Source organism: Veillonella sp. KGMB01456 (assembly GCF_023051165.1).
In the GTDB taxonomy this organism is placed as follows: domain Bacteria; phylum Bacillota; class Negativicutes; order Veillonellales; family Veillonellaceae; genus Veillonella_A.
Map to the genome: position 1 here is coordinate 1 of NZ_JALKIG010000010.1, position 17,958 is coordinate 17,958.

Genomic DNA, 17,958 nt, shown 5'->3' on the forward strand with positions numbered 1-17,958 from the left:
TTAAACATATAAATTCGTGATTAAAATTTTGTCGCATTTGATATTGCAATTAGCATAAGTTTATTAAGAAAAAGAAGAATTACCTTTTATCTCTTGCTGAATCATTGCATATTCATTAAAATTCAGTATAAGCCATCATTACTTTCATATGAAATTTGAAAATTTCTGAAAATTTCAAATTTGTTTCACAAAAATGAACAGATAAAAAGGCAGTACAAGAAATATCAGTTCTCATACTGCCTTTACTTTGGTAAGATGCGCCCTAAAAGCGAGAAATCTCTATAGCGCCGCACCTTCCCTGCCATTCTCATTGAGCCTACATAAGAAGTTGTTTAAAAAGGAAGATTCCACCTACTTATGATCTTTCGGTCTTGGCTATACGAACACGTTCGACCGTCGGTTTGCCATCTTTATCTGTATGGACAGCATCCACAGTAAAACATTCCAGTTCCGGAGCGAATTCCGTAAACATCCGATCCGAAAGAACGGCACCCTTTTCCATCGCTCTAAAAAGCATGGTCGCAAATTCGTAACGCGTCATCGGACGCTCCCCTCGTATTTTCCATCTGGATAGCCTGCAATGACGCCATTGGCTTTCAGGATAGAGAGCTGTTCATAAGCCCAGTGATTCTGAGACACATCCGGGAAGAGTTGCAGCTTCGACGTATTCCACTTCCGGCCAGCATGTCCATCCAGAAGTGCAGACTTGAATGCCTCGACTTCCTTGCGAAGCTCCTTGATTTCCTTCGCCATAGCGACTTTGGAAGTAGAAACATGATTTCCCTGCCCAAGCTTCACACTCACGCCCGCATTCACCATATTCTCTCCATTTCCAAAGCTGCCTCCGACAGAGAACGTCGTGTCTTCATTTGGACGATAGTATGCACCAATGGCCGCCGCATTCACGCCATTGTAATTGCCATAACCTGCGGCAAAATCCCACTTATCATCCGGGTCGAAATCGAGCGGATGGAGTGCTGCAAGAGCAGCTGCCCCTGCACCGACCTTATTCACGCGATGAGCGAGCCTGCCAAGCGCATTTCCCAAGCTGGAAATATTATTTACATTATTGATGACCATCTGATTCGTGTTGTATAGCTGACCGCCGTTGACTGCATCCTTGGAGCCTTTTTCGACTTTGCCGTCAGCCACATGAGTTACCTTGTTGCCATTGGCATTCAGGCCATCCTTGGTCACATAGGTCTTATCACCGATGGAAAGACCATCATTCGTGATCTTGGTATCACCTGCGCTCAAGCCATCCTTAGTAAGAGTGACTTTGCCCCCGACCTTGATACCATTCGTATCCATCCTTGTATCACCTGTGACAACGCTAGTAAGATTCTGTTTTTTGTTCAGGCTTAGCGCATAATCCTTGCCACCCGCTGCATTGGTTCCCTCTTGGATCTGGATATTTGCATCTGTAGTAGAAACACTGCTGTGCTGACCTGCTACAGCAGCTACGCCAGACAGTTTCTGGTTTAGCTTGCCTATCGCCGTTGTCGAGCTGTCTCCGTCTTTGATATCACCCTTGGTGACAGCACTGTATTTCAGATCTCCGACCTTATTGTCCAGATTGTTTACTGCATCGACGACTGTCGTCTTACTCCCATCTGTATTCTGAAGGTCTTGGTGAATCTTGCCTATATTGCCCACATCAGAGGCTTTCGCTACATCGGTAATGGTGACCGCACCGATCGTCTTGCCAGTCTTATCGACGACATCCATCGCAACTTTGTTGTCTGTACCTACGCTGTATTCTACCACCTTTACTCGATGTCCCGGTCTTCGGTCATCGTCTTATGGTCATGGCAGCTCTTGCAAAGGGGCTGCCAGCTCTTCTCATCCCAGAACAAATCCGGGTCGCCGCGGTGTGGCTTGATATGATCCACAACGGTTGCCAGGACGAGCCGTCCCTTTTCCTTGCAGCGGACGCACCAGGGATGACGTTTCAGGAAGAACCTCCTGGCTTTCTGCCACACTCTCCCGTAGCCACGCAGCCCCGCGCTCTTCCGTTCCCCCTGGCACTGCCGTTCATGTTCATCACAATACTTCCGTCCATATGGCACCAGTCTCGGGCATCCCGGATACCTGCACGGTGTCTGTGGTCTTCTTGACATTCGTATCAGGCTTATAGGACAAAAAGTGTGTGTGGCTTTTTTAGTTAATCCCAATAAATTGGAAATTCCGTGGACATATGAAACTCATTCCAGACAATGGCATCCCCCCATTGCGGTAAGATATTATCCACACGGTTATTCCGCATTATCCTACGGTAAGTAGCAGCGATTGTTTTATCTGTAGACATACATTTTAATATTTCAGCAACAGGAAGCGGTCTAGGTGAGTGCTCGTAACACCACCAATAGACCGCTTTTAATCGTCTTTCTAAGGATAACCCTCTGTGATCTCGTAACATCCCCCTAAGTTGCGCATTAACGCCTCCTTCCAGTCGATTGTTCGTTGTAGGTACGGTAATATCTACAAACGTCAGGTAGGTAAATAGAGTGTCATCTCTAATTAATCGTAAAAGTCCTGCCTCAGCTTTTAAGAGGCGTTCATGAGTAGCCCTTTTATTCCCATTTTCGTCGACTGTCATTTCACGTAAGAAGTCATCAAACTCTTCTCTCCAAGCTAATAATCCATCAATCCAAGTATAGGCATCATCTATCGATTGAATCTTAAATAAACGCTTTGCCAGTTCATATAAGGCCTTGCCGGCTATTGTTTTTGGTGCAGAAGTTGTATACCTTCTTACTTGTGCAAAAACATGAAATAAGCAGCGTTGATGGTTACTTGTCGGCCACCTCTTTGCCAAGGCCTTAGCAAATCCGGATCCGCCATCTGAGATAACAACACGCGGAGGAGCAATACGGTCCATTAATGCTTGCCAAGCTCTAGAGTTCTCATATCTACATACATACCAGCCTAACACATGGTCCTTACTACAACAAATAAGAACACAGAGCTTACGCGTTAAGTATATGCCGTCAAAGTAAAGCACATCATATACTTCCTCAATCTTTGGTGGAAGGCACCATATGGACCAAAATTTAGCGGTTTTACGTCTAAATGTACGCCCGCCTCCAGGCATATCCTGCTGCATCTGTTTACTAAATAACCATTTCAAAAACAGCTTTAGATCATGACTATCGGTGTTAATTTTGTTAGTGAAAGCGACTTTACAGTGCTTACAAAACCATCGCTGAGAACCGGATTTCAATATACCGTGTTTTATACATTTTCGACCACAATCAGGGCAAACTACTTGTTTAATATTAATCATCCTCCTATTTATGTTTTTATTTAGGAAGATATAATACCATTTTAGTCAGTAGCTATGTGGGTTCCCGCATGTTTCTACACACACTTTTTGTCCACCCTTTATCTTTGTCAAAAAAGATAAAAGTGCTACAAACCCAGTATCTATCTAGGTTTGCAGCACTTTCTACACACACTTTTTGTCCTATAACTCAAAACATGCTAAATATTGGTTAGCAGCATGAAAAAACTGCCACCGGAAACCGGTGGCAGATACAAAACTAATTTTATTTTTTCGAGTGTCTACTTGACGGGTAGCAGTTCAAAGCCTGTAGGGGTTTTGAAAAAGCAAGTATTAACGTTTCGAGAACTGGGATGCTTTACGAGCTTTTTTGAGACCGTATTTTTTACGTTCTTTCATACGTGGGTCACGAGTCAAGAAACCGGCTTTTTTGAGGGACTGACGAAGTTCTTCGTCAACGCCGAGCAACGCACGGGAAATACCGTGACGGATTGCACCTGCTTGACCGGATGGACCGCCACCTTCAACGCTGGCGATTACATCATATTGTTCAACCGTACCGGTAAGGTTAAGCGGTTGTTTTACAATCAATTCCAAAGTCTTACGACCGAAGTATTCGTTTAATTCACGTTTGTTAATCGTGATTTTACCTGTGCCCGGTACCAGACGAACTCTGGCAACGGAAGATTTTCTACGGCCTGTACCGTAGTACTGAGCTACTGCCATGTGTATGTTCCTCCTCCCGGAAATTACCGAATATCAAATTCCAAAACTTCAGGTTTCTGAGCTGCATGTGGATGTTCAGGACCTGCATAAACGTTCAATTTGCGATAAATCTGAGCGCCTAATTTGTTCTTAGGAAGCATCCCGCGAACTGCCATTTCCACAACGCGTTCAGGGTGTTTTGCCAACATGTTACCAAGAGTAACGAATGTGGAACCGCCCGGATAACCGGAATGACGGAAATACATTTTCTGTTCTAATTTTTTACCTGTGAAACGAACTTTCTCAGCGTTGATTACGATAACGTGGTCACCGGTGTCAACATGTGGTGTGAAAGCTGGTTTATTTTTGCCCCGAAGAACTTTAGCTACTTCGGCAGCAAGGCGTCCTAAAGTTTTACCTTCAGCGTCAACAACATACCATTTCCGTTCGATAGTGTTCGGATTGGCCATATATGTGGTTTTCATGCTGCTAATTCCTCCTCATAACGACTAACTTTACCAAAAAGCATCCTGCTCTCTTTCCGGGGCTAATGGAATAAGATTCAAATGCTTACCGAAATATTATACATGGTTAACATCAGTGATGTCAACCACATTTTAATATTTCTAGATATAATAATTTTTGCCCTACTTAGAATACTCTCGATAGAGAGAGTACCCCGTTCGGGCAAAAGCTTATATAAATTTTTTACTCCTCTTCAATGATTCAAGAGGCGTTTCGCGTACAAAATCAAAATATTCTTACTTTTGAGCCTTTTCACCGATAATGCGCACTTCCGTCTCCAGATTAACGCCATGTGCTTCCGCAACCCGGGCCTGGACACTGTGAATTAAATTCAGCACATCCTCAGCCGATGCCTGTCCTTTATTAATAACAAAACCGGCGTGTTTTTGGGACACTTCCGCATCACCCACAGCGAGGCCCTTAAGACCGGTCTGCTCAATGAGCGTCCCTGCAAAATATCCCGGTGGCCGTTTAAACGTAGATCCCGCACTGGCATATTCAAGGGGTTGCTTACTCTCACGGCGTTGCGTAAAATCTTCCATGAGGGCCAAGATTTCATCCTTATCGCCATCTTTTAAGCGAATATCTACTTCGCCAATGATTTCATGACTTTCATGAAAACGACTGTGACGGTAAGCAAACGCCAATTCTTCCGCGCTGTATTCTCTTACCTGACCGGCCATATCAACGGCACGTACCTTGGTTACTACCTGACACATTTCACCACCATAGGCGCCGGCATTCATGAATACAGCACCACCGAGCGTGCCCGGAATGCCGATGGCAAATTCCAAGCCCGTAAGACCGGCCGCATAGGCAAACTCCGACGCGTCTTTTAACATATAACCGGCGCTGATGGTTAACACCCCATCAATCGCTGCCATAGTCTCACGCATATCACTTAACGATAAAACGACACCGCGAATGCCGCCATCCAGCACCAATACGTTGGAACCACTGCCCAACACGGTAAGCGGTACACCCGCTTTATGAATAGCTGCCAATACTTGGCTCAACTGTAACATGGTCTGCGGCGTCACGAAAATATCCGCAGGCCCGCCGATTTTAAACGTCGTATGAGCTGACAAAGGCTCATCGCAGCACAGTGAACCGGGTGCAACCAAATGCTGTAAATCAGTATAAAGATCTTGTAGATTACTGTTTATCTTTTTCAAGAATTTTCATTCCTTCTGTAATAGGTTCACTGATAATACGATAAATATCATTGGAAACTTGAGTCCAGCGTACATGAGCTTGTAAATACGCTTGAGCACCGGAGTTAGCTTGAATCATAGGCATTAATTCTTCCAATTTTTTACCGATTTCTTCCGCTTCAGGTGCTTCTGCCATTTTAGCGTATTCCCATTGCATCTGTTGCATCAAGAATTGTTCAATTAAACCTTTAGCAGTGCTGTCACCTTCAACAGCAGCTTGCGCATCCATCAACGCTTTATATTCTTCACTTTCACGCATTGCTTTTTGTAATTCGTAAGCCTTATCGTAATTCATTTTTTAAATTCCACCTTTCATTGTTAAATGACCAAAGTTTCTTAAATCCGGAAAATTCAACTGGCGCATCGCTTCATAGGCGATAATCGCCACCGAATTGGATAAATTCAAGGATCGGGCTTCCGCAATCATGGGGATGCGAATTGTGTGGTCATAATTCGCCGCCAACAAGTCTTCCGGTAACCCTTTAGTTTCTTTACCGAAAACCAACATGTCGCCGATTTGATACTCTACTTCGGCATAGGTATGTTTCGCTTTAGTCGTTGCATAGAAATAACGACGATCGGGATATTTATCATATACTTCTTGTAAGTTACCATGAACCTGTACATCCACCAGATCCCAATAATCGAGACCGGCTCGTTTTAAGTATTTATCTTCCAACTTAAAACCCAACGGTTTTACCAAATGTAAGGTCATGTGATTGGCCGCGCAAAGGCGGGCAATATTTCCTGTATTACCGGGAATTTCCGGTTCTACCAATACAATTTCCATAATACACTCTTTTCTGTCATTGAATCTATTTAGTCTAATATCTTATTTTACCTAATTATGGAGTATGGTTCAAGTCTTTATTGAGGATAGGGTACTTTATCTTTGAAAACACCACTTAGTATATTTCATTCTAAAATTTACTTAGCCGGTCGATTATTATTAACAAAATGACCGCTCTTGCCACCCGCTTTTTCCACTAAATAAACAGGCCCCATAACCATACTCTTGTCGATGGCTTTGCACATATCGAATACCGCAAGGAGCCCCACTTGTACAGCGGTTAACGCTTCCATTTCGACTCCGGTTTGACCTGATGTTTTAACCGTAGCTTCAATGCGCACGGCCCGGCGTTTTTCATCAAGCTCACAAATAACAGCCACCTTGCTGAGCATCAAAGGATGACACAAAGGGATTAAATCCGATGTTTTCTTGGCGCCCATAATCGCCGCCAGTTGAGCCACCGCCAAAACATCGCCTTTTTTCATAGTCCCCGCCTTAATGCGCTCATAAATTTCCGCATTAACCGAAATATAGCCTTCCGCCACCGCCGTTCGGGCCGTCACCGCCTTTTCACTCACATCTACCATGCGAGCATTACCGGCTTCATCAAAATGTGTCAATTCCATAATCTATCCTCTATTATTTCCAACAGCTTACAATATGTAAAATCCATATAGTATGAAATATGTAAAATTTATGTAATTCAATCTATTTCTATGGTATCATTAATTATAACAGTAGTCTAATATTTAAATCACAAGGAGGCGTCTTTTATGGAAGTCAAATTAACGTATTACGGTCATTCTACCTTTATGTTATCCAACGGCGAAATATCTATCGTATTTGATCCGTTCTTCAACGGCAATACTTGGGAAAAAGCCAAACCGGAAGATATTAAATGCCAATATATTTTTATCAGCCACGGCCACGGCGACCATTACGGCGATGCGGACCTTATTGGCAAAGCCAATGATGCCCTCGTAATATCTACCGCCGAAGTGGCGCACAAAGCCGAAGAGGCCGGTCTTAAAGCTCACGCCATGCATTTGGGCGGCAAACACGACTTTGAATTCGGTTCCATCCGCCTTACCCCTGCCTTCCACGGTGCCGGTATTCCGGGCGGTCATGCAGCAGGCGTTATCGTTACTTTCTACGATAAAACACTCTACTTTGCCGGCGATACGGCTTTCTTCAGCGATATGCAGTACTTAAATCGCTTTGGTCAATTGGATTACGCATTATTACCAATTGGCGATAACTTTACCATGGGACCGGAAGATGCGCTACTCGCAGCGTCCCTCATCAAAGCAGACGTAACCATTCCGATTCACTACAAAACTTGGCCGGTTATCGACGAAGAGCCGGATGCCTTTGTGGCAGAACTAAAAGCTAAGCACAATCAAAAAGGCCTCGTAGTTGAACCCGGTTCGACGATTACACTGTAAAAACAGCCCAGCATAAATCAGTCGCTAATTAAACATCATGGCAGTACCTATTATTTTATCGTAATAGGTACTGCCATTTTTATTTTACAATCACTTTTTTCAATATAATTTAACCACGTGCCAAAACGCCGATTTTTATATCAAACATATCCATAAATCAATAATATCAATCTACAGACCATGGCCTATAGTCTATCAAAAGCCAAAAAGGAGCTGATCTCAACGTAGAACATTGAGACCGAACTCCTTTTTAGTACTTCGTCTATTTTAATGCATACATACCATTACTCACAACTAAAAATCAATTCGATGTATTCATTACTGTATTATGAATAGGCTAAATATAGCTACAACTACTATAGTCATTCATATCAATTCGATTACCTTATGGGGCACCTTATTTCTCGACTTTATCGACTACCGGGTCGTATTTTTCAAAAAAAGCGGCCAACTGCTTGCGCAGTTGTTGACGCTGTGACGGCTTCAAGGCGTATCGTTTGCCATTAAAAGCTATTTCCTTGTTTTTAATAACAGCCCATAAGTCGTAAACCAGAGGTGCACTAGGCTTAACCTCAGCCAATTCATCTAAGGATACACCATAATATACGGCTAATTGCTTCAACGTTTCTAAATCGGGCTCGCGATAACCGGTTTCATAGTTGGAAAGGGCTGCATTGCTAATCCCTACACTATGTGCTACTTCCAACTGGCTTTTGCCGGTCCTCGTCCGAACTCGTTTAAGATTTTTGTATAACGCCATACTATCACGCCCCGCTTCATTAGCCTATCATATACTACTCAAAATAGATAAATTGTGTTATTATTATACACCTATTTTTCAATAGGCGTAAATAAGTTGATTTGAAACTTCACAAATTGATGAATTTTATCTCAAATGAGCAAATGCTTTTTGACCAATGTCTTTGCGATACTGACGCCCTTCAAAGCCTACTTTGGCTACTCTTTCGTACGCTACATCCAAAGCTACCTGCAAATCGGCACCAAGACCTACAATACCGAGCACACGACCACCGGCAGTCACAAAATGGCCATCTTTATAAGCGGTTCCCGAATGGAATATTAAGGTATTATCAGTAAAGCTCAAGTCGCCGTCAATTACATCATCTTTGTGGGATGTTTCCGGATAACCGGCAGAGGCCAAAATAACGCAAGCTGCGCTACCTTTTTTCCATGCCACCATATCTTCGGTTAAAGTCCCTTTAGCACAAGCCATCATAATCTCGCCTAAATCGCCATCCAATAAAGGCAAAACAACCTGTGTTTCCGGATCGCCGAAACGGGCATTAAATTCTACTACTTTAGGGCCTTGCGGGGTAATCATAAGGCCTGCATATAAGCAGCCTACATAGGGCATGCCTTCTTTTTTCATCGCTGCCACCATAGGTACCAACACCTTATCGTACGCTTCTTTAAGCAATGCGTCCGTCATTACCGGAGCCGGTGCATAGGTCCCCATGCCACCCGTATTCGGGCCTTTGTCACCGTCAAAAATACGTTTATGATCTTGCGAAGCAATCATCGGCACTACCGTGGTACCATCTACGAAAGCCAATAAAGACGCTTCTTCGCCGCTCATAAATTCTTCAATAACTACCGTATGACCGGCATCGCCGAAGCGATTAGCGGAAAGCATGTCCACTACGGCAGCTTTCGCTTCCTCTACGGTCATGGCTACAACAACGCCTTTACCGGCAGCGAGGCCGTCCGCTTTAATAACGATAGGCGCACCGGTTTCATCGATGAAAGCTTCTGCTTTTGCCACATCATCAAAAACACCGTAAGCTGCTGTAGGAATGTTGTATTTTTTCATCAAGTCTTTGGCAAATACCTTGGACCCTTCCAATTGAGCCGCTGCTTTTGAAGGACCGAATACGGCAATGCCCGCTTCACGCACCGCATCGGCGAGGCCTGCTACGAGCGGTGCTTCCGGTCCGATTGCCACCAAGTCGATATTTTCTTTTGTCAAAAAATCAGTTACGGCACCAAAGTCCTGCCAATCAATAGCTATGCACTCTGCCACATCTTCCATGGCTTTACTGCCCGGAATGGCATATACTTTTTCAACCGAATCACTTTGAGCCAATTTCCACGCTAAGGTGTGCTCACGACCGCCGCCACCAATTACACAAACTTTCATAAAGCCTCCTCATTAATGTTTAAAATGACGAACATGAGTGAATACCATGGCAATGCCCGCTTCATCGGCTTTAGCAATGGATTCTTCATCACGAATCGATCCACCCGGTTGGATAATGGCTGTAATGCCGTGTTCTGCTGCCGTCGCTACGGTATCGCCGAATGGGAAGAATGCATCCGATGCGAGGACTGCGCCCTTCACTTTATCGCCTGCTTCTTTGAGGGCAATTTTAGCGGCGCCCACACGGTTCATCTGACCGGCGCCAACGCCTAAGGTCTGCTTATCTTTAGCAATTAAAATAGCATTGGATTTTACATGTTTTACCATCTTCCAGGCAAAGCGAAGTTCTTCCCACTGCGCTTCGGTCGGTTGAACTTTCGTTACTACTGTGTAAGATGCTTCATCTTCTTTCAAATCATCTTCTGTCTGTACCAATAAACCGCCGGATACTTTTTTCACTACTACTTGGTCCGCTTTCGGCTGAGCCAATTCAACGAGGCGAATATTTTTCTTCGCCGTCAAAATGCTGAGGGCTTTCGCCGAGAATTTAGGCGCCATAATAACTTCCAAGAAAAGTTTGCTCATTTCCGTAGCCGTTGCTTCATCCACTTCGCGATTTAAGGCTACGATACCGCCGAAAGCCGATACGGAATCCGCTTCGTATGCTTTGACGTAAGCTTCGTGCAAATCCTTACCAATGGCAGCGCCGCAAGGATTAGTATGTTTAATGATACAAGCAGCCGGTTCTTCAAATTCCCAAACCATATTCCAAGCCGCTTCCATATCAACGATATTATTGTAGGATAACTCTTTGCCGTGAAGCTGTTTCATGGCCCCCATACCGGACACTTCGCCGATTTCTTTGTAAAAAGCCGCTTTTTGATGCGGGTTTTCACCGTAGCGAAGGTCGGTAACTTTTTCATAAGCCTGTAAGTATTCCGGTGGGAACGGTGTCTGACCGAGCTGTTCGCTGAAATAGTTGGCAATGGCCGTATCGTAAGCCGCTGTATGAGCAAACGCTTCTTTGGCCAAGGCAAAGCGGAAATCACGACCCAAGTCGCCGTCAGCTTTGAGGCGAGCAATGACTTCGTCATAACGTTCCGGATTTACTACGATGCCTACGAAGGCATTATTTTTAGCAGCGGAACGAACCATGGTAGGACCGCCGATATCAATATTTTCAATGGCTTCTTCAAGGGCCACATTCGGTTTGGCAATGGTTTCACGGAACGGGTACAAGTTAACAACCACCAAATCAATCGGTTGAATACCATGTTCTTCCATAGCTTTTACATGTTCTTCATTGTCGCGTACCGCCAAAATACCGCCATGCACCATAGGATGCAACGTTTTCACACGACCATCCATCATTTCAGGGAATTTAGTCAATTCATCCACTTGATGCACCGTAACGCCTGCATCAGCGATGGCACGGAAAGTACCGCCTGTGGAATAAATGGTGACACCTAATTCCGCCAAGGATTTGGCAAAATCTACAATGCCGGTTTTATCGGATACACTGATGAGTGCATTTTTAATCATACAAGACCTCCTACAACAGACCTAAGCCAACAAAATTGCACAAATGGCCACAAAAGGACCGCCCAAGGGCTAGTCCTCAATGTGTACAATATGATTCTTAATCGATAATTTGTCCTCACAGAAGAGGGCCAGTGCTTTTTTATACGTTTTATGTTCTTCCGGTAAAATGCGGGCCGCCAAAGTATCTTCCGTATCATCGGCATAGACAGGCACCACGGCTTGCATAATAATGGGACCGGAATCCATCCCCGTATCTACAAAATGAACGGTACAGCCGCTCACTTTCACCCCTGCCGCTACGGCCTGTCCCTGCGCATGAAGGCCCGGGAACGACGGCAATAAAGCCGGGTGAATGTTTAAAATTTTGTACTCGTACGGTTTAATGAACGTTGGTCCTAATAGACGCATGTAACCTGCCAACACGATGGCTTCCGGCTCATATGGTGCAATAGCGTCAAGCATGGCTTTTTCAAAAGACGCTTTGGAATCAAAGCCTTTGCGCTCTACTACGACGTTTGGTACCCCCCATTCTTTGGCACGAGCCAACACCGGCGCATCGGCGTGGTCGCTAAGTACGACCACAACCTCTGCGTTGATTTCACCTTGCTTAATCGCTTCATATAAAGCGGCAGCATTGGATCCGCGACCACTGGCAAATACGGCAATTCGCTTAGCCAATGAATTCACGACCTTCCATAATTACACGTTCCGCACCTGCTTCTTCAATGCGACCGATTTCATAAACAGCTTCGTTTTGTTTAGCAAGCTGCGCTTTTACAGCGGCTAAATTTTCAGGGTCAACGACTAAAATCATGCCAATACCCATGTTGAAGGTACGGTACATTTCTTTAATATCTACATTGCCCCATTCCTGCAATTTGGCAAATACAGGTAATTTAGGCCATGCATCGGCATTCACGCGGGCCGTTGTGCCTTCCGGCAAGATGCGCGGAATATTATCGTAGAAACCGCCACCCGTAACGTGAACCATGCCTTTTAAGAGACCTTTGCGAATGGATGGCAATACAGCTTTCGGATATAAACGAGTCGGCGTCAAAAGTTCTTCGCCCAAGGTTTTACCGAATTCAGGAATTTCATCCTGCAAGGACATATTTTTATGATCGAATACAATCTTACGAACTAAGGAGAAACCGTTGGAATGTACACCGCTGGAAGGTAAGCCTAAGAGTACGTCACCGGCTTTAATGTTTTCACCGGTCAAAAGACGCGGTTTATCCACGATGCCCATGGCAAAACCGGCCACATCATAGTCACCGTCGCCATAGAAACCGGCCATTTCAGCCGTTTCACCGCCGAGCAAAGCACAACCGGATTCTTCACAAGCTTCCGCAACGCCACGCACGATAGTTGCCACTTGTTCAGGAATTAATTTGCCCACCGCAATGTAATCCAAGAAAAAGAGCGGTGTAGCCCCTTGTACCAAAATATCATTGACACTCATGGCTACACAGTCCTGGCCGATGGTGTCATGTTTGTCCATCATAATGGCAAGGCGTAATTTAGTCCCTACACCGTCGGTGCCGGATACGAGCATAGGCTCTTTCATATCAAAACCGGCCAACGAGAATAAACCGCCAAAACCGCCGATATCACCGACAACGCCCGGTGTATACGTACGTCTTACCGCCGCTTTCATAAGTTCGACCGCTTTATTGCCGGCATCAATATCAACACCGGCATCGCGGTAGGTAATTCCGCCTTTATTCGAGCACATATTTGCCTCCCTCATCTTCGTCCATAGGAACACTTACTGCATAATCACCGTCGAAGCAGGCAAAGCACAGTTCCGCTTCCGGAACACCGCTGACTGCACGGCACAAGCCTTCACGGCTTAAATAGTGAAGTTTATCCGCTTTAATATAATCTCTGATTTCTTCAATCGTATGTGTCGCTGCAATCAACTCTTTACGGACCGACGTATCAATACCGTAATGGCAAGGATATTCAATAGCCGGCGAGCTGACGCACATGTATACTTCTTTGGCGCCCGCTTCTTTGAGCATGCGCACAATGATGCCGCTGGTAGTACCGCGTACAATGGAGTCGTCGATTAAGACGATACGTTTACCTTTAACCACATCGGCTACCGCATTGAGTTTCATGCGCACCGCCAATTCACGCTGTGCCTGGTCAGGTTTAATGAAGGTACGACCCATATAGCGGTTCTTAATAAGACCTTCGCCGAACGGAATCCCCGATTCACGAGCATAACCTAAAGCGGCCGTCGTACCGGAATCCGGAATGGACATGACAAGATCCGCATCATATTTGGTTTCACGAGCAAGTTCACGGCCCATGTTAAGGCGGGCCTGATACACACTCTGGCCGTCAATTTCACTGTCGGAACGAGCAAAATAAATATATTCAAACACACAAAGTGCTTTATTAATTTCTTTTCCCGATTCTACAAACAAGCGACTGCGCACACCGTTATCATCGATGATAACCATTTCACCCGGCTCGATGTGACGGATAAATTCCGCTTTAATCGCATCCAAGGCACAGGTTTCAGATGAAAGCACATAGCCGTGTTCGGTTTTGCCGAGACAAAGCGGACGGAACCCGTTGGCATCACGGACGCCGATTAATTTGTCGTTCGTGCTGATAACGAGGGAAAAAGCCCCTTCAATACGACGCACCGCTTCAATAATACGGTCTTCCGTATTGGCTGCTTTAGAGCGGGCAATCAAGTTTACGATAACTTCCGAATCCATCGTAGTCTGGAAAATAGATCCGTTATCTTCCAACTCACGGCGAAGAGCCAACGCATTGGTAAGGTTGCCGTTATGCGCTACGGCCATGTCACCGCCCTGATAATGAATCACCAAAGGCTGAATATTTTTAGGGTTATTGGAGCCCGTCGTAGAATAACGAACGTGACCGGAAGAAATGAAGCCGCCTTCTACATCCGGTAACGTTTTAATCGCTTCCGTCAACAAGCCCATGCCCTTAGTTACTTCAATATCTTTGCCATTACTGATGGCGATACCGGCACTTTCCTGGCCGCGATGTTGGAGCGCAAATAGGCCCCAGTAGGTAAAATTACCTATATTCAAATGACGGTCGTAAATACCGAATACTCCACACTCTTCATGCCACTTGTCAAATACAGAGTCGTAATGCATTGCTCTCTCCTATTAAGCGCGTTCGCCGGTAAGGCGGAATAACATTTCTTTGTAAGCATCTTCTACATTGCCGAGATCGCGACGGAAACGGTCTTTGTCGAGTTTTTCGTTAGTTTCGCTATCCCAGAAACGGCAAGTATCAGGGGAAATTTCGTCGCCTAACAATACTTCACCGTTATGAACGCCGAATTCCAATTTAAAGTCAACCAAGGTTACTTTTTTGTCAGCTAAGAATTTTTTAAGAACTTCGTTAACTTTCATAGCATATTTACGGATTAAAGCAATCTGTTCTTCCGTAGCCCAATCCAAAGCAAGGATTTGGTCTTCGTTAACAAATGGGTCGCCTAAATCATCGTTTTTGTAGCAGAATTCCAAGATAGGGCGTTTGCAAGGCGTACCTTCTTCGATGCCGAGACGTTTGGACAAGGAACCGGCTACGATGTTACGAACAATAACTTCCAATGGTAAAATCTGTAATTTCTTAACTAATTGGTCGCGATCGTTAAGACGTTTAGCGAAATGGTTAGGCACGCCTTCTTTAGTCAACAATTCAAAGAAGAAAGAGGAAATTTTGTTGTTCAAAACACCTTTGTCATGGATAGTGCCTTTTTTCTCACCATTAAAAGCGGTAGCATCATCTTTGTAATGTACTAAATATTCGTTAGCATTTTCAGTTTCAAATACTTGTTTAGCTTTACCTTCATATAACATTTTCATAATATAGCCTCCTGTGTTTTCTCAGACTTATTGTAAAAATCATACTAAAATTAAACTTTACTCTAAATTTTTAATCAAATTATATCTCAAGGTGTTAAAAATCGAATCTTTTTGTATTTAATTCCGCTTGTAGTTTTTCGTTTTTGGCAATAACAACTTTTGCCATGTCGTCACGATATGTCTTGTATTGTTCTTTCAATTTAGCGTTTTGTGCGGCACCGATTTGAACGGCAAATAAAGCCGCATTTTTAGCGCCGTCTACGGCCATAGTGGCTACCGGCATGCCCGATGGCATCTGAACGATGGCCAATAAAGCATCAATGCCTTTTAATGCAGTCGCATTAAGCGGTACGCCGATTACCGGCAATACGGTGAAACTGGCGATTACACCCGGTAAGTGAGCGGCAGCGCCGGCGCCTGCGATAAACGCGATAGCCCCTTCTGCTTCCAAACGTGTTACAAATTTCTTAACTTCTTCCGGCGTACGATGAGCGGATGCAATAACCATTTCATAGTCAATGCCGAATTCCTTTAATACGTCGGCGGCTTTTTTCATAATTCCCAAATCAGAGTCACTACCCATTACGATGCCAACTTTCATGTGTATACCTCCTAGCTGTAGAATAAAAACTACCCTGCGGTCAGAATTAGTCTTTCTATCTAAATTCTAACAAAAGCCCTCTTATTAGTCAACACAATATCCGAATATATAAAGATTATTCTTTTCTTAACGTTCGATACTATCCGAACATTAATATCGATATTTTTATAAAAAAAAGATGTTCCCTTATTTACATAAGAAAACACCTTGATTATTAATGTTCATGGGCATGTTGCGCAAAAGGATCCGGCAATTGTTCGATTCCCATGGCTTCTTTCAAAGCCGGCACAGCCTTAGGCATATATTGAACGATTTGATTCATTAACACATATAAGAGCTCAGGCTCAAACGCCGTATTGGAACTGATATAAATGCAGTCTAAATACACACTGTTGTCATCTTGTTCAACATAATATTTGAAGTTTTTGTAGATGCTGTTTTCACGATTAATAAAATCGGTAATAGCCTGATAATTCTCGGAAGTCACCACATTGGCACCTACCACAACGCGAATAACGCTGTAAATCGTCGCATCGAGCAACACAAAGATAGGCATATCGCCCATATCAGTTTGCATGTAGGAACGATATACAACCGTATCTTCTTCATCTTCAATGTTACGTTTGTCGAAGCAGGTAATATCTTCTGAAATCAAAAACTTTTCAAAAACTGCACTTTTCTCATTCTTAGCGTTTGCCACAATGCACCTCTTAGTTTACTTTTTCGGCAGGATCGGTTTCGGTCCCCAAAACTTTACCTAAAATAGTAGGATAGAATTCTTCCAAATGCGGTTCCAATACTTCAGCCAAAAGACGAACCAACAATTCAGGATTGAAGTTATTTTCAGCAGACGGAACACTGATATCCATATAAATCACATGGTCTTCGGCACCTAAATAATATTTGAAAATTTTGAACTGACCGTTTAATTCGTTTAAGTATCTGCCAACCGCCTGACGACGATCTTCAGGTACCGCACCGGTAGTCACGATTAAGCGCATCAAATTGAACACCGTATCATCGAGCACCACAAACAACGGCAATTGTTGTGCGGCTACATCGAAATGACCGCGATATACTACAGAATTGGCATCATCTTGATGTTCTTCTTTAACAAACCAACCGGTTATGTTATGTTATGTTTTGTTTTGTTCCGCCAAAAACTGATCAAATTTTTCCGCTTTACTGTTCATAACTTACACCCCTTAACTAATAAAATATTATTCTTCAATAAATACACAACGGTCGTTTTCAAACGCCTTAATGCGTACTAAAGACTGTACATCGTAGCCTGCCCGCTCTAAGCGTTCACGGCCCGGTTGGAAGGATTTCTCAATAACAATAGCAATACCTTCTACCGTATCCCCGGCGCTTTCCACTAACTTGCAAAGCCCCATAGCTGCTTCACCGCTGGCCAAAAAGTCGTCGATAATCAACACTTTTTCACCTTCCGGCAAGAAGCGTTTGGAGATAGTTACATCATAATTTTCCTCTTTAGTATAGGAATATACAACAGAATGATATACGTCATCTGTCATAAGAATCGATTTTTTCTTACGCGCAAATACCAATGGCACATCCATTTCAATCGCCACCGGCAAGGCTACGGCAATCCCGGAAGCTTCGATGGTCACAATACGTTGAATGCCCTTATCTTTGAAGCGCGCCGCAATTTCCTTACCCATAGCGACAAACAATTTTGGATCGATTTGATGATTCAAAAAGCTGTCAACTTTTAGGACGCGATTGTTCAGAACAATGCCTTCCTCCATAATGCGTTGTTTTAATAATTCCATGCGAAAGTCTCCTTAATTATTCTTCTTGATTATTCT

At 44.0% G+C, this 17,958-nt stretch carries 22 protein-coding genes; 1 reads left to right on the top strand and 21 read right to left on the bottom strand.

Going from position 1 to position 17,958, the window contains the following annotated elements; translation table 11 throughout:
- Positions 1 to 355 precede the first annotated feature (355 nt).
- The 10 genes from MXE28_RS04380 to moaC form a co-directional block, all read right to left on the bottom strand.
- Positions 356 to 541, bottom strand: a complete 186-nt coding sequence (locus tag MXE28_RS04380) for a hypothetical protein (protein WP_021840115.1) — start codon at positions 539 to 541, stop codon at positions 356 to 358.
- Positions 538 to 1,767 (bottom strand): YadA-like family protein, encoded by a 1,230-nt coding sequence (locus tag MXE28_RS11625; protein ID WP_247239839.1) that lies wholly within the window; start codon positions 1,765 to 1,767, stop codon positions 538 to 540. Before MXE28_RS11625 ends, MXE28_RS04380 begins: the two co-directional genes overlap by 4 nt.
- 2 nt (positions 1,768 to 1,769) lie before the next feature.
- Positions 1,770 to 2,120 carry an HNH endonuclease signature motif containing protein gene (locus MXE28_RS11630; protein WP_348644758.1) on the bottom strand — a complete coding sequence of 117 codons (351 nt, stop codon included), beginning with the start codon at positions 2,118 to 2,120 and terminating at the stop codon, positions 1,770 to 1,772.
- A gap of 44 nt (positions 2,121 to 2,164) precedes the next feature.
- Positions 2,165 to 3,277 (bottom strand): IS1249 family transposase, encoded by a 1,113-nt coding sequence (locus MXE28_RS04390; protein WP_247239874.1) that lies wholly within the window; start codon positions 3,275 to 3,277, stop codon positions 2,165 to 2,167.
- A 339-nt stretch (positions 3,278 to 3,616) separates the two neighbouring features.
- Complete coding sequence (rpsI, locus tag MXE28_RS04395; RefSeq protein ID WP_006555777.1) at positions 3,617 to 4,009, bottom strand: 30S ribosomal protein S9; 393 nt, start codon at positions 4,007 to 4,009, stop codon at positions 3,617 to 3,619.
- A gap of 23 nt (positions 4,010 to 4,032) precedes the next feature.
- On the bottom strand, positions 4,033 to 4,473 hold the full coding sequence (rplM, locus tag MXE28_RS04400; RefSeq protein WP_021841889.1) for a 50S ribosomal protein L13: 441 nt from the start codon (positions 4,471 to 4,473) through the stop codon (positions 4,033 to 4,035).
- A gap of 276 nt (positions 4,474 to 4,749) precedes the next feature.
- The gene (gene murB, locus MXE28_RS04405) at positions 4,750 to 5,637 is read right to left on the bottom strand and encodes a UDP-N-acetylmuramate dehydrogenase (protein WP_247239875.1); all 888 of its coding nucleotides are present in this window, start codon (positions 5,635 to 5,637) and stop codon (positions 4,750 to 4,752) included.
- 31 nt (positions 5,638 to 5,668) lie between these two features.
- Complete coding sequence (locus tag MXE28_RS04410) at positions 5,669 to 6,022, bottom strand: YlbF family regulator (protein ID WP_021841891.1); 354 nt, start codon at positions 6,020 to 6,022, stop codon at positions 5,669 to 5,671.
- A 3-nt stretch (positions 6,023 to 6,025) separates the two neighbouring features.
- Entirely contained in the window at positions 6,026 to 6,517 is a 492-nt protein-coding gene (gene trmL / locus MXE28_RS04415; RefSeq protein ID WP_247239840.1) for a tRNA (uridine(34)/cytosine(34)/5-carboxymethylaminomethyluridine(34)-2'-O)-methyltransferase TrmL, read from the bottom strand.
- Positions 6,518 to 6,654: 137 nt separating this feature from the next.
- Entirely contained in the window at positions 6,655 to 7,143 is a 489-nt protein-coding gene (gene moaC, locus MXE28_RS04420) for a cyclic pyranopterin monophosphate synthase MoaC (RefSeq protein WP_264294453.1), read from the bottom strand.
- Between the two features lie 147 nt (positions 7,144 to 7,290).
- Between moaC and MXE28_RS04425 the strand changes: the two genes are divergently transcribed.
- A complete protein-coding gene (locus MXE28_RS04425; RefSeq protein WP_021841894.1) occupies positions 7,291 to 7,962 on the top strand; it encodes a metal-dependent hydrolase in 672 nt (223 codons plus the stop codon).
- Between the two features lie 397 nt (positions 7,963 to 8,359).
- Here MXE28_RS04425 and MXE28_RS04430 read toward each other — a convergent pair whose 3' ends face one another.
- The 11 genes from MXE28_RS04430 to MXE28_RS04480 all read right to left on the bottom strand — a co-directional run bounded on the left by MXE28_RS04430 (position 8,360) and on the right by MXE28_RS04480 (position 17,922).
- Positions 8,360 to 8,722 carry a helix-turn-helix transcriptional regulator gene (locus MXE28_RS04430; RefSeq protein ID WP_021841895.1) on the bottom strand — a complete coding sequence of 121 codons (363 nt, stop codon included), beginning with the start codon at positions 8,720 to 8,722 and terminating at the stop codon, positions 8,360 to 8,362.
- A 126-nt stretch (positions 8,723 to 8,848) separates the two neighbouring features.
- Positions 8,849 to 10,120, bottom strand: coding sequence for a phosphoribosylamine--glycine ligase (gene purD / locus MXE28_RS04435; protein ID WP_247239841.1), 1,272 nt, complete (start codon positions 10,118 to 10,120; stop codon positions 8,849 to 8,851).
- A gap of 12 nt (positions 10,121 to 10,132) precedes the next feature.
- Complete coding sequence (gene purH, locus MXE28_RS04440) at positions 10,133 to 11,662, bottom strand: bifunctional phosphoribosylaminoimidazolecarboxamide formyltransferase/IMP cyclohydrolase (protein WP_021841897.1); 1,530 nt, start codon at positions 11,660 to 11,662, stop codon at positions 10,133 to 10,135.
- A gap of 69 nt (positions 11,663 to 11,731) precedes the next feature.
- A complete protein-coding gene (purN, locus tag MXE28_RS04445) occupies positions 11,732 to 12,349 on the bottom strand; it encodes a phosphoribosylglycinamide formyltransferase (protein ID WP_226974144.1) in 618 nt (205 codons plus the stop codon).
- A complete protein-coding gene (gene purM, locus MXE28_RS04450; RefSeq protein ID WP_021841899.1) occupies positions 12,333 to 13,397 on the bottom strand; it encodes a phosphoribosylformylglycinamidine cyclo-ligase in 1,065 nt (354 codons plus the stop codon). Before purM ends, purN begins: the two co-directional genes overlap by 17 nt.
- A complete protein-coding gene (purF, locus tag MXE28_RS04455; RefSeq protein ID WP_021841900.1) occupies positions 13,384 to 14,808 on the bottom strand; it encodes an amidophosphoribosyltransferase in 1,425 nt (474 codons plus the stop codon). Before purF ends, purM begins: the two co-directional genes overlap by 14 nt.
- Positions 14,809 to 14,820: 12 nt before the next feature.
- Positions 14,821 to 15,525, bottom strand: a complete 705-nt coding sequence (gene purC, locus MXE28_RS04460; protein WP_021841901.1) for a phosphoribosylaminoimidazolesuccinocarboxamide synthase — start codon at positions 15,523 to 15,525, stop codon at positions 14,821 to 14,823.
- 94 nt (positions 15,526 to 15,619) lie between these two features.
- Complete coding sequence (gene purE, locus MXE28_RS04465) at positions 15,620 to 16,126, bottom strand: 5-(carboxyamino)imidazole ribonucleotide mutase (protein WP_021841902.1); 507 nt, start codon at positions 16,124 to 16,126, stop codon at positions 15,620 to 15,622.
- Positions 16,127 to 16,340: 214 nt separating this feature from the next.
- Positions 16,341 to 16,826, bottom strand: a complete 486-nt coding sequence (locus tag MXE28_RS04470) for a hypothetical protein (RefSeq protein ID WP_021841903.1) — start codon at positions 16,824 to 16,826, stop codon at positions 16,341 to 16,343.
- A 10-nt stretch (positions 16,827 to 16,836) separates the two neighbouring features.
- Positions 16,837 to 17,256 (bottom strand): YbjN domain-containing protein, encoded by a 420-nt coding sequence (locus MXE28_RS04475; RefSeq protein WP_156704524.1) that lies wholly within the window; start codon positions 17,254 to 17,256, stop codon positions 16,837 to 16,839.
- Between the two features lie 90 nt (positions 17,257 to 17,346).
- Positions 17,347 to 17,922: a xanthine phosphoribosyltransferase gene (locus MXE28_RS04480; protein WP_021841905.1), complete on the bottom strand. Its 576-nt coding sequence runs from the start codon at positions 17,920 to 17,922 to the stop codon at positions 17,347 to 17,349.
- Positions 17,923 to 17,958: the final 36 nt, after the last annotated feature.

Bases quoted from the DNA above. Each gene is read 5' to 3' on its own strand.
- purF (WP_021841900.1), bottom strand. From the start codon at position 14,808: ATGCATTACGACTCTGTATTTGACAAGTGGCATGAAGAGTGTGGAGTA.
- MXE28_RS04380 (WP_021840115.1), bottom strand. From the start codon at position 541: ATGACGCGTTACGAATTTGCGACCATGCTTTTTAGAGCGATGGAAAAG.
- MXE28_RS04425 (WP_021841894.1), top strand. From the start codon at position 7,291: ATGGAAGTCAAATTAACGTATTACGGTCATTCTACCTTTATGTTATCC.
- rplM (WP_021841889.1), bottom strand. From the start codon at position 4,473: ATGAAAACCACATATATGGCCAATCCGAACACTATCGAACGGAAATGG.
- moaC (WP_264294453.1), bottom strand. From the start codon at position 7,143: ATGGAATTGACACATTTTGATGAAGCCGGTAATGCTCGCATGGTAGAT.
- MXE28_RS04480 (WP_021841905.1), bottom strand. From the start codon at position 17,922: ATGGAATTATTAAAACAACGCATTATGGAGGAAGGCATTGTTCTGAAC.
- MXE28_RS11630 (WP_348644758.1), bottom strand. From the start codon at position 2,120: ATGTCAAGAAGACCACAGACACCGTGCAGGTATCCGGGATGCCCGAGA.
- purM (WP_021841899.1), bottom strand. From the start codon at position 13,397: ATGTGCTCGAATAAAGGCGGAATTACCTACCGCGATGCCGGTGTTGAT.
- trmL (WP_247239840.1), bottom strand. From the start codon at position 6,517: ATGGAAATTGTATTGGTAGAACCGGAAATTCCCGGTAATACAGGAAAT.
- purD (WP_247239841.1), bottom strand. From the start codon at position 10,120: ATGAAAGTTTGTGTAATTGGTGGCGGCGGTCGTGAGCACACCTTAGCG.
- MXE28_RS04430 (WP_021841895.1), bottom strand. From the start codon at position 8,722: ATGGCGTTATACAAAAATCTTAAACGAGTTCGGACGAGGACCGGCAAA.
- purE (WP_021841902.1), bottom strand. From the start codon at position 16,126: ATGAAAGTTGGCATCGTAATGGGTAGTGACTCTGATTTGGGAATTATG.
- purC (WP_021841901.1), bottom strand. From the start codon at position 15,525: ATGAAAATGTTATATGAAGGTAAAGCTAAACAAGTATTTGAAACTGAA.
- rpsI (WP_006555777.1), bottom strand. From the start codon at position 4,009: ATGGCAGTAGCTCAGTACTACGGTACAGGCCGTAGAAAATCTTCCGTT.
- purH (WP_021841897.1), bottom strand. From the start codon at position 11,662: ATGATTAAAAATGCACTCATCAGTGTATCCGATAAAACCGGCATTGTA.
- MXE28_RS04410 (WP_021841891.1), bottom strand. From the start codon at position 6,022: ATGAATTACGATAAGGCTTACGAATTACAAAAAGCAATGCGTGAAAGT.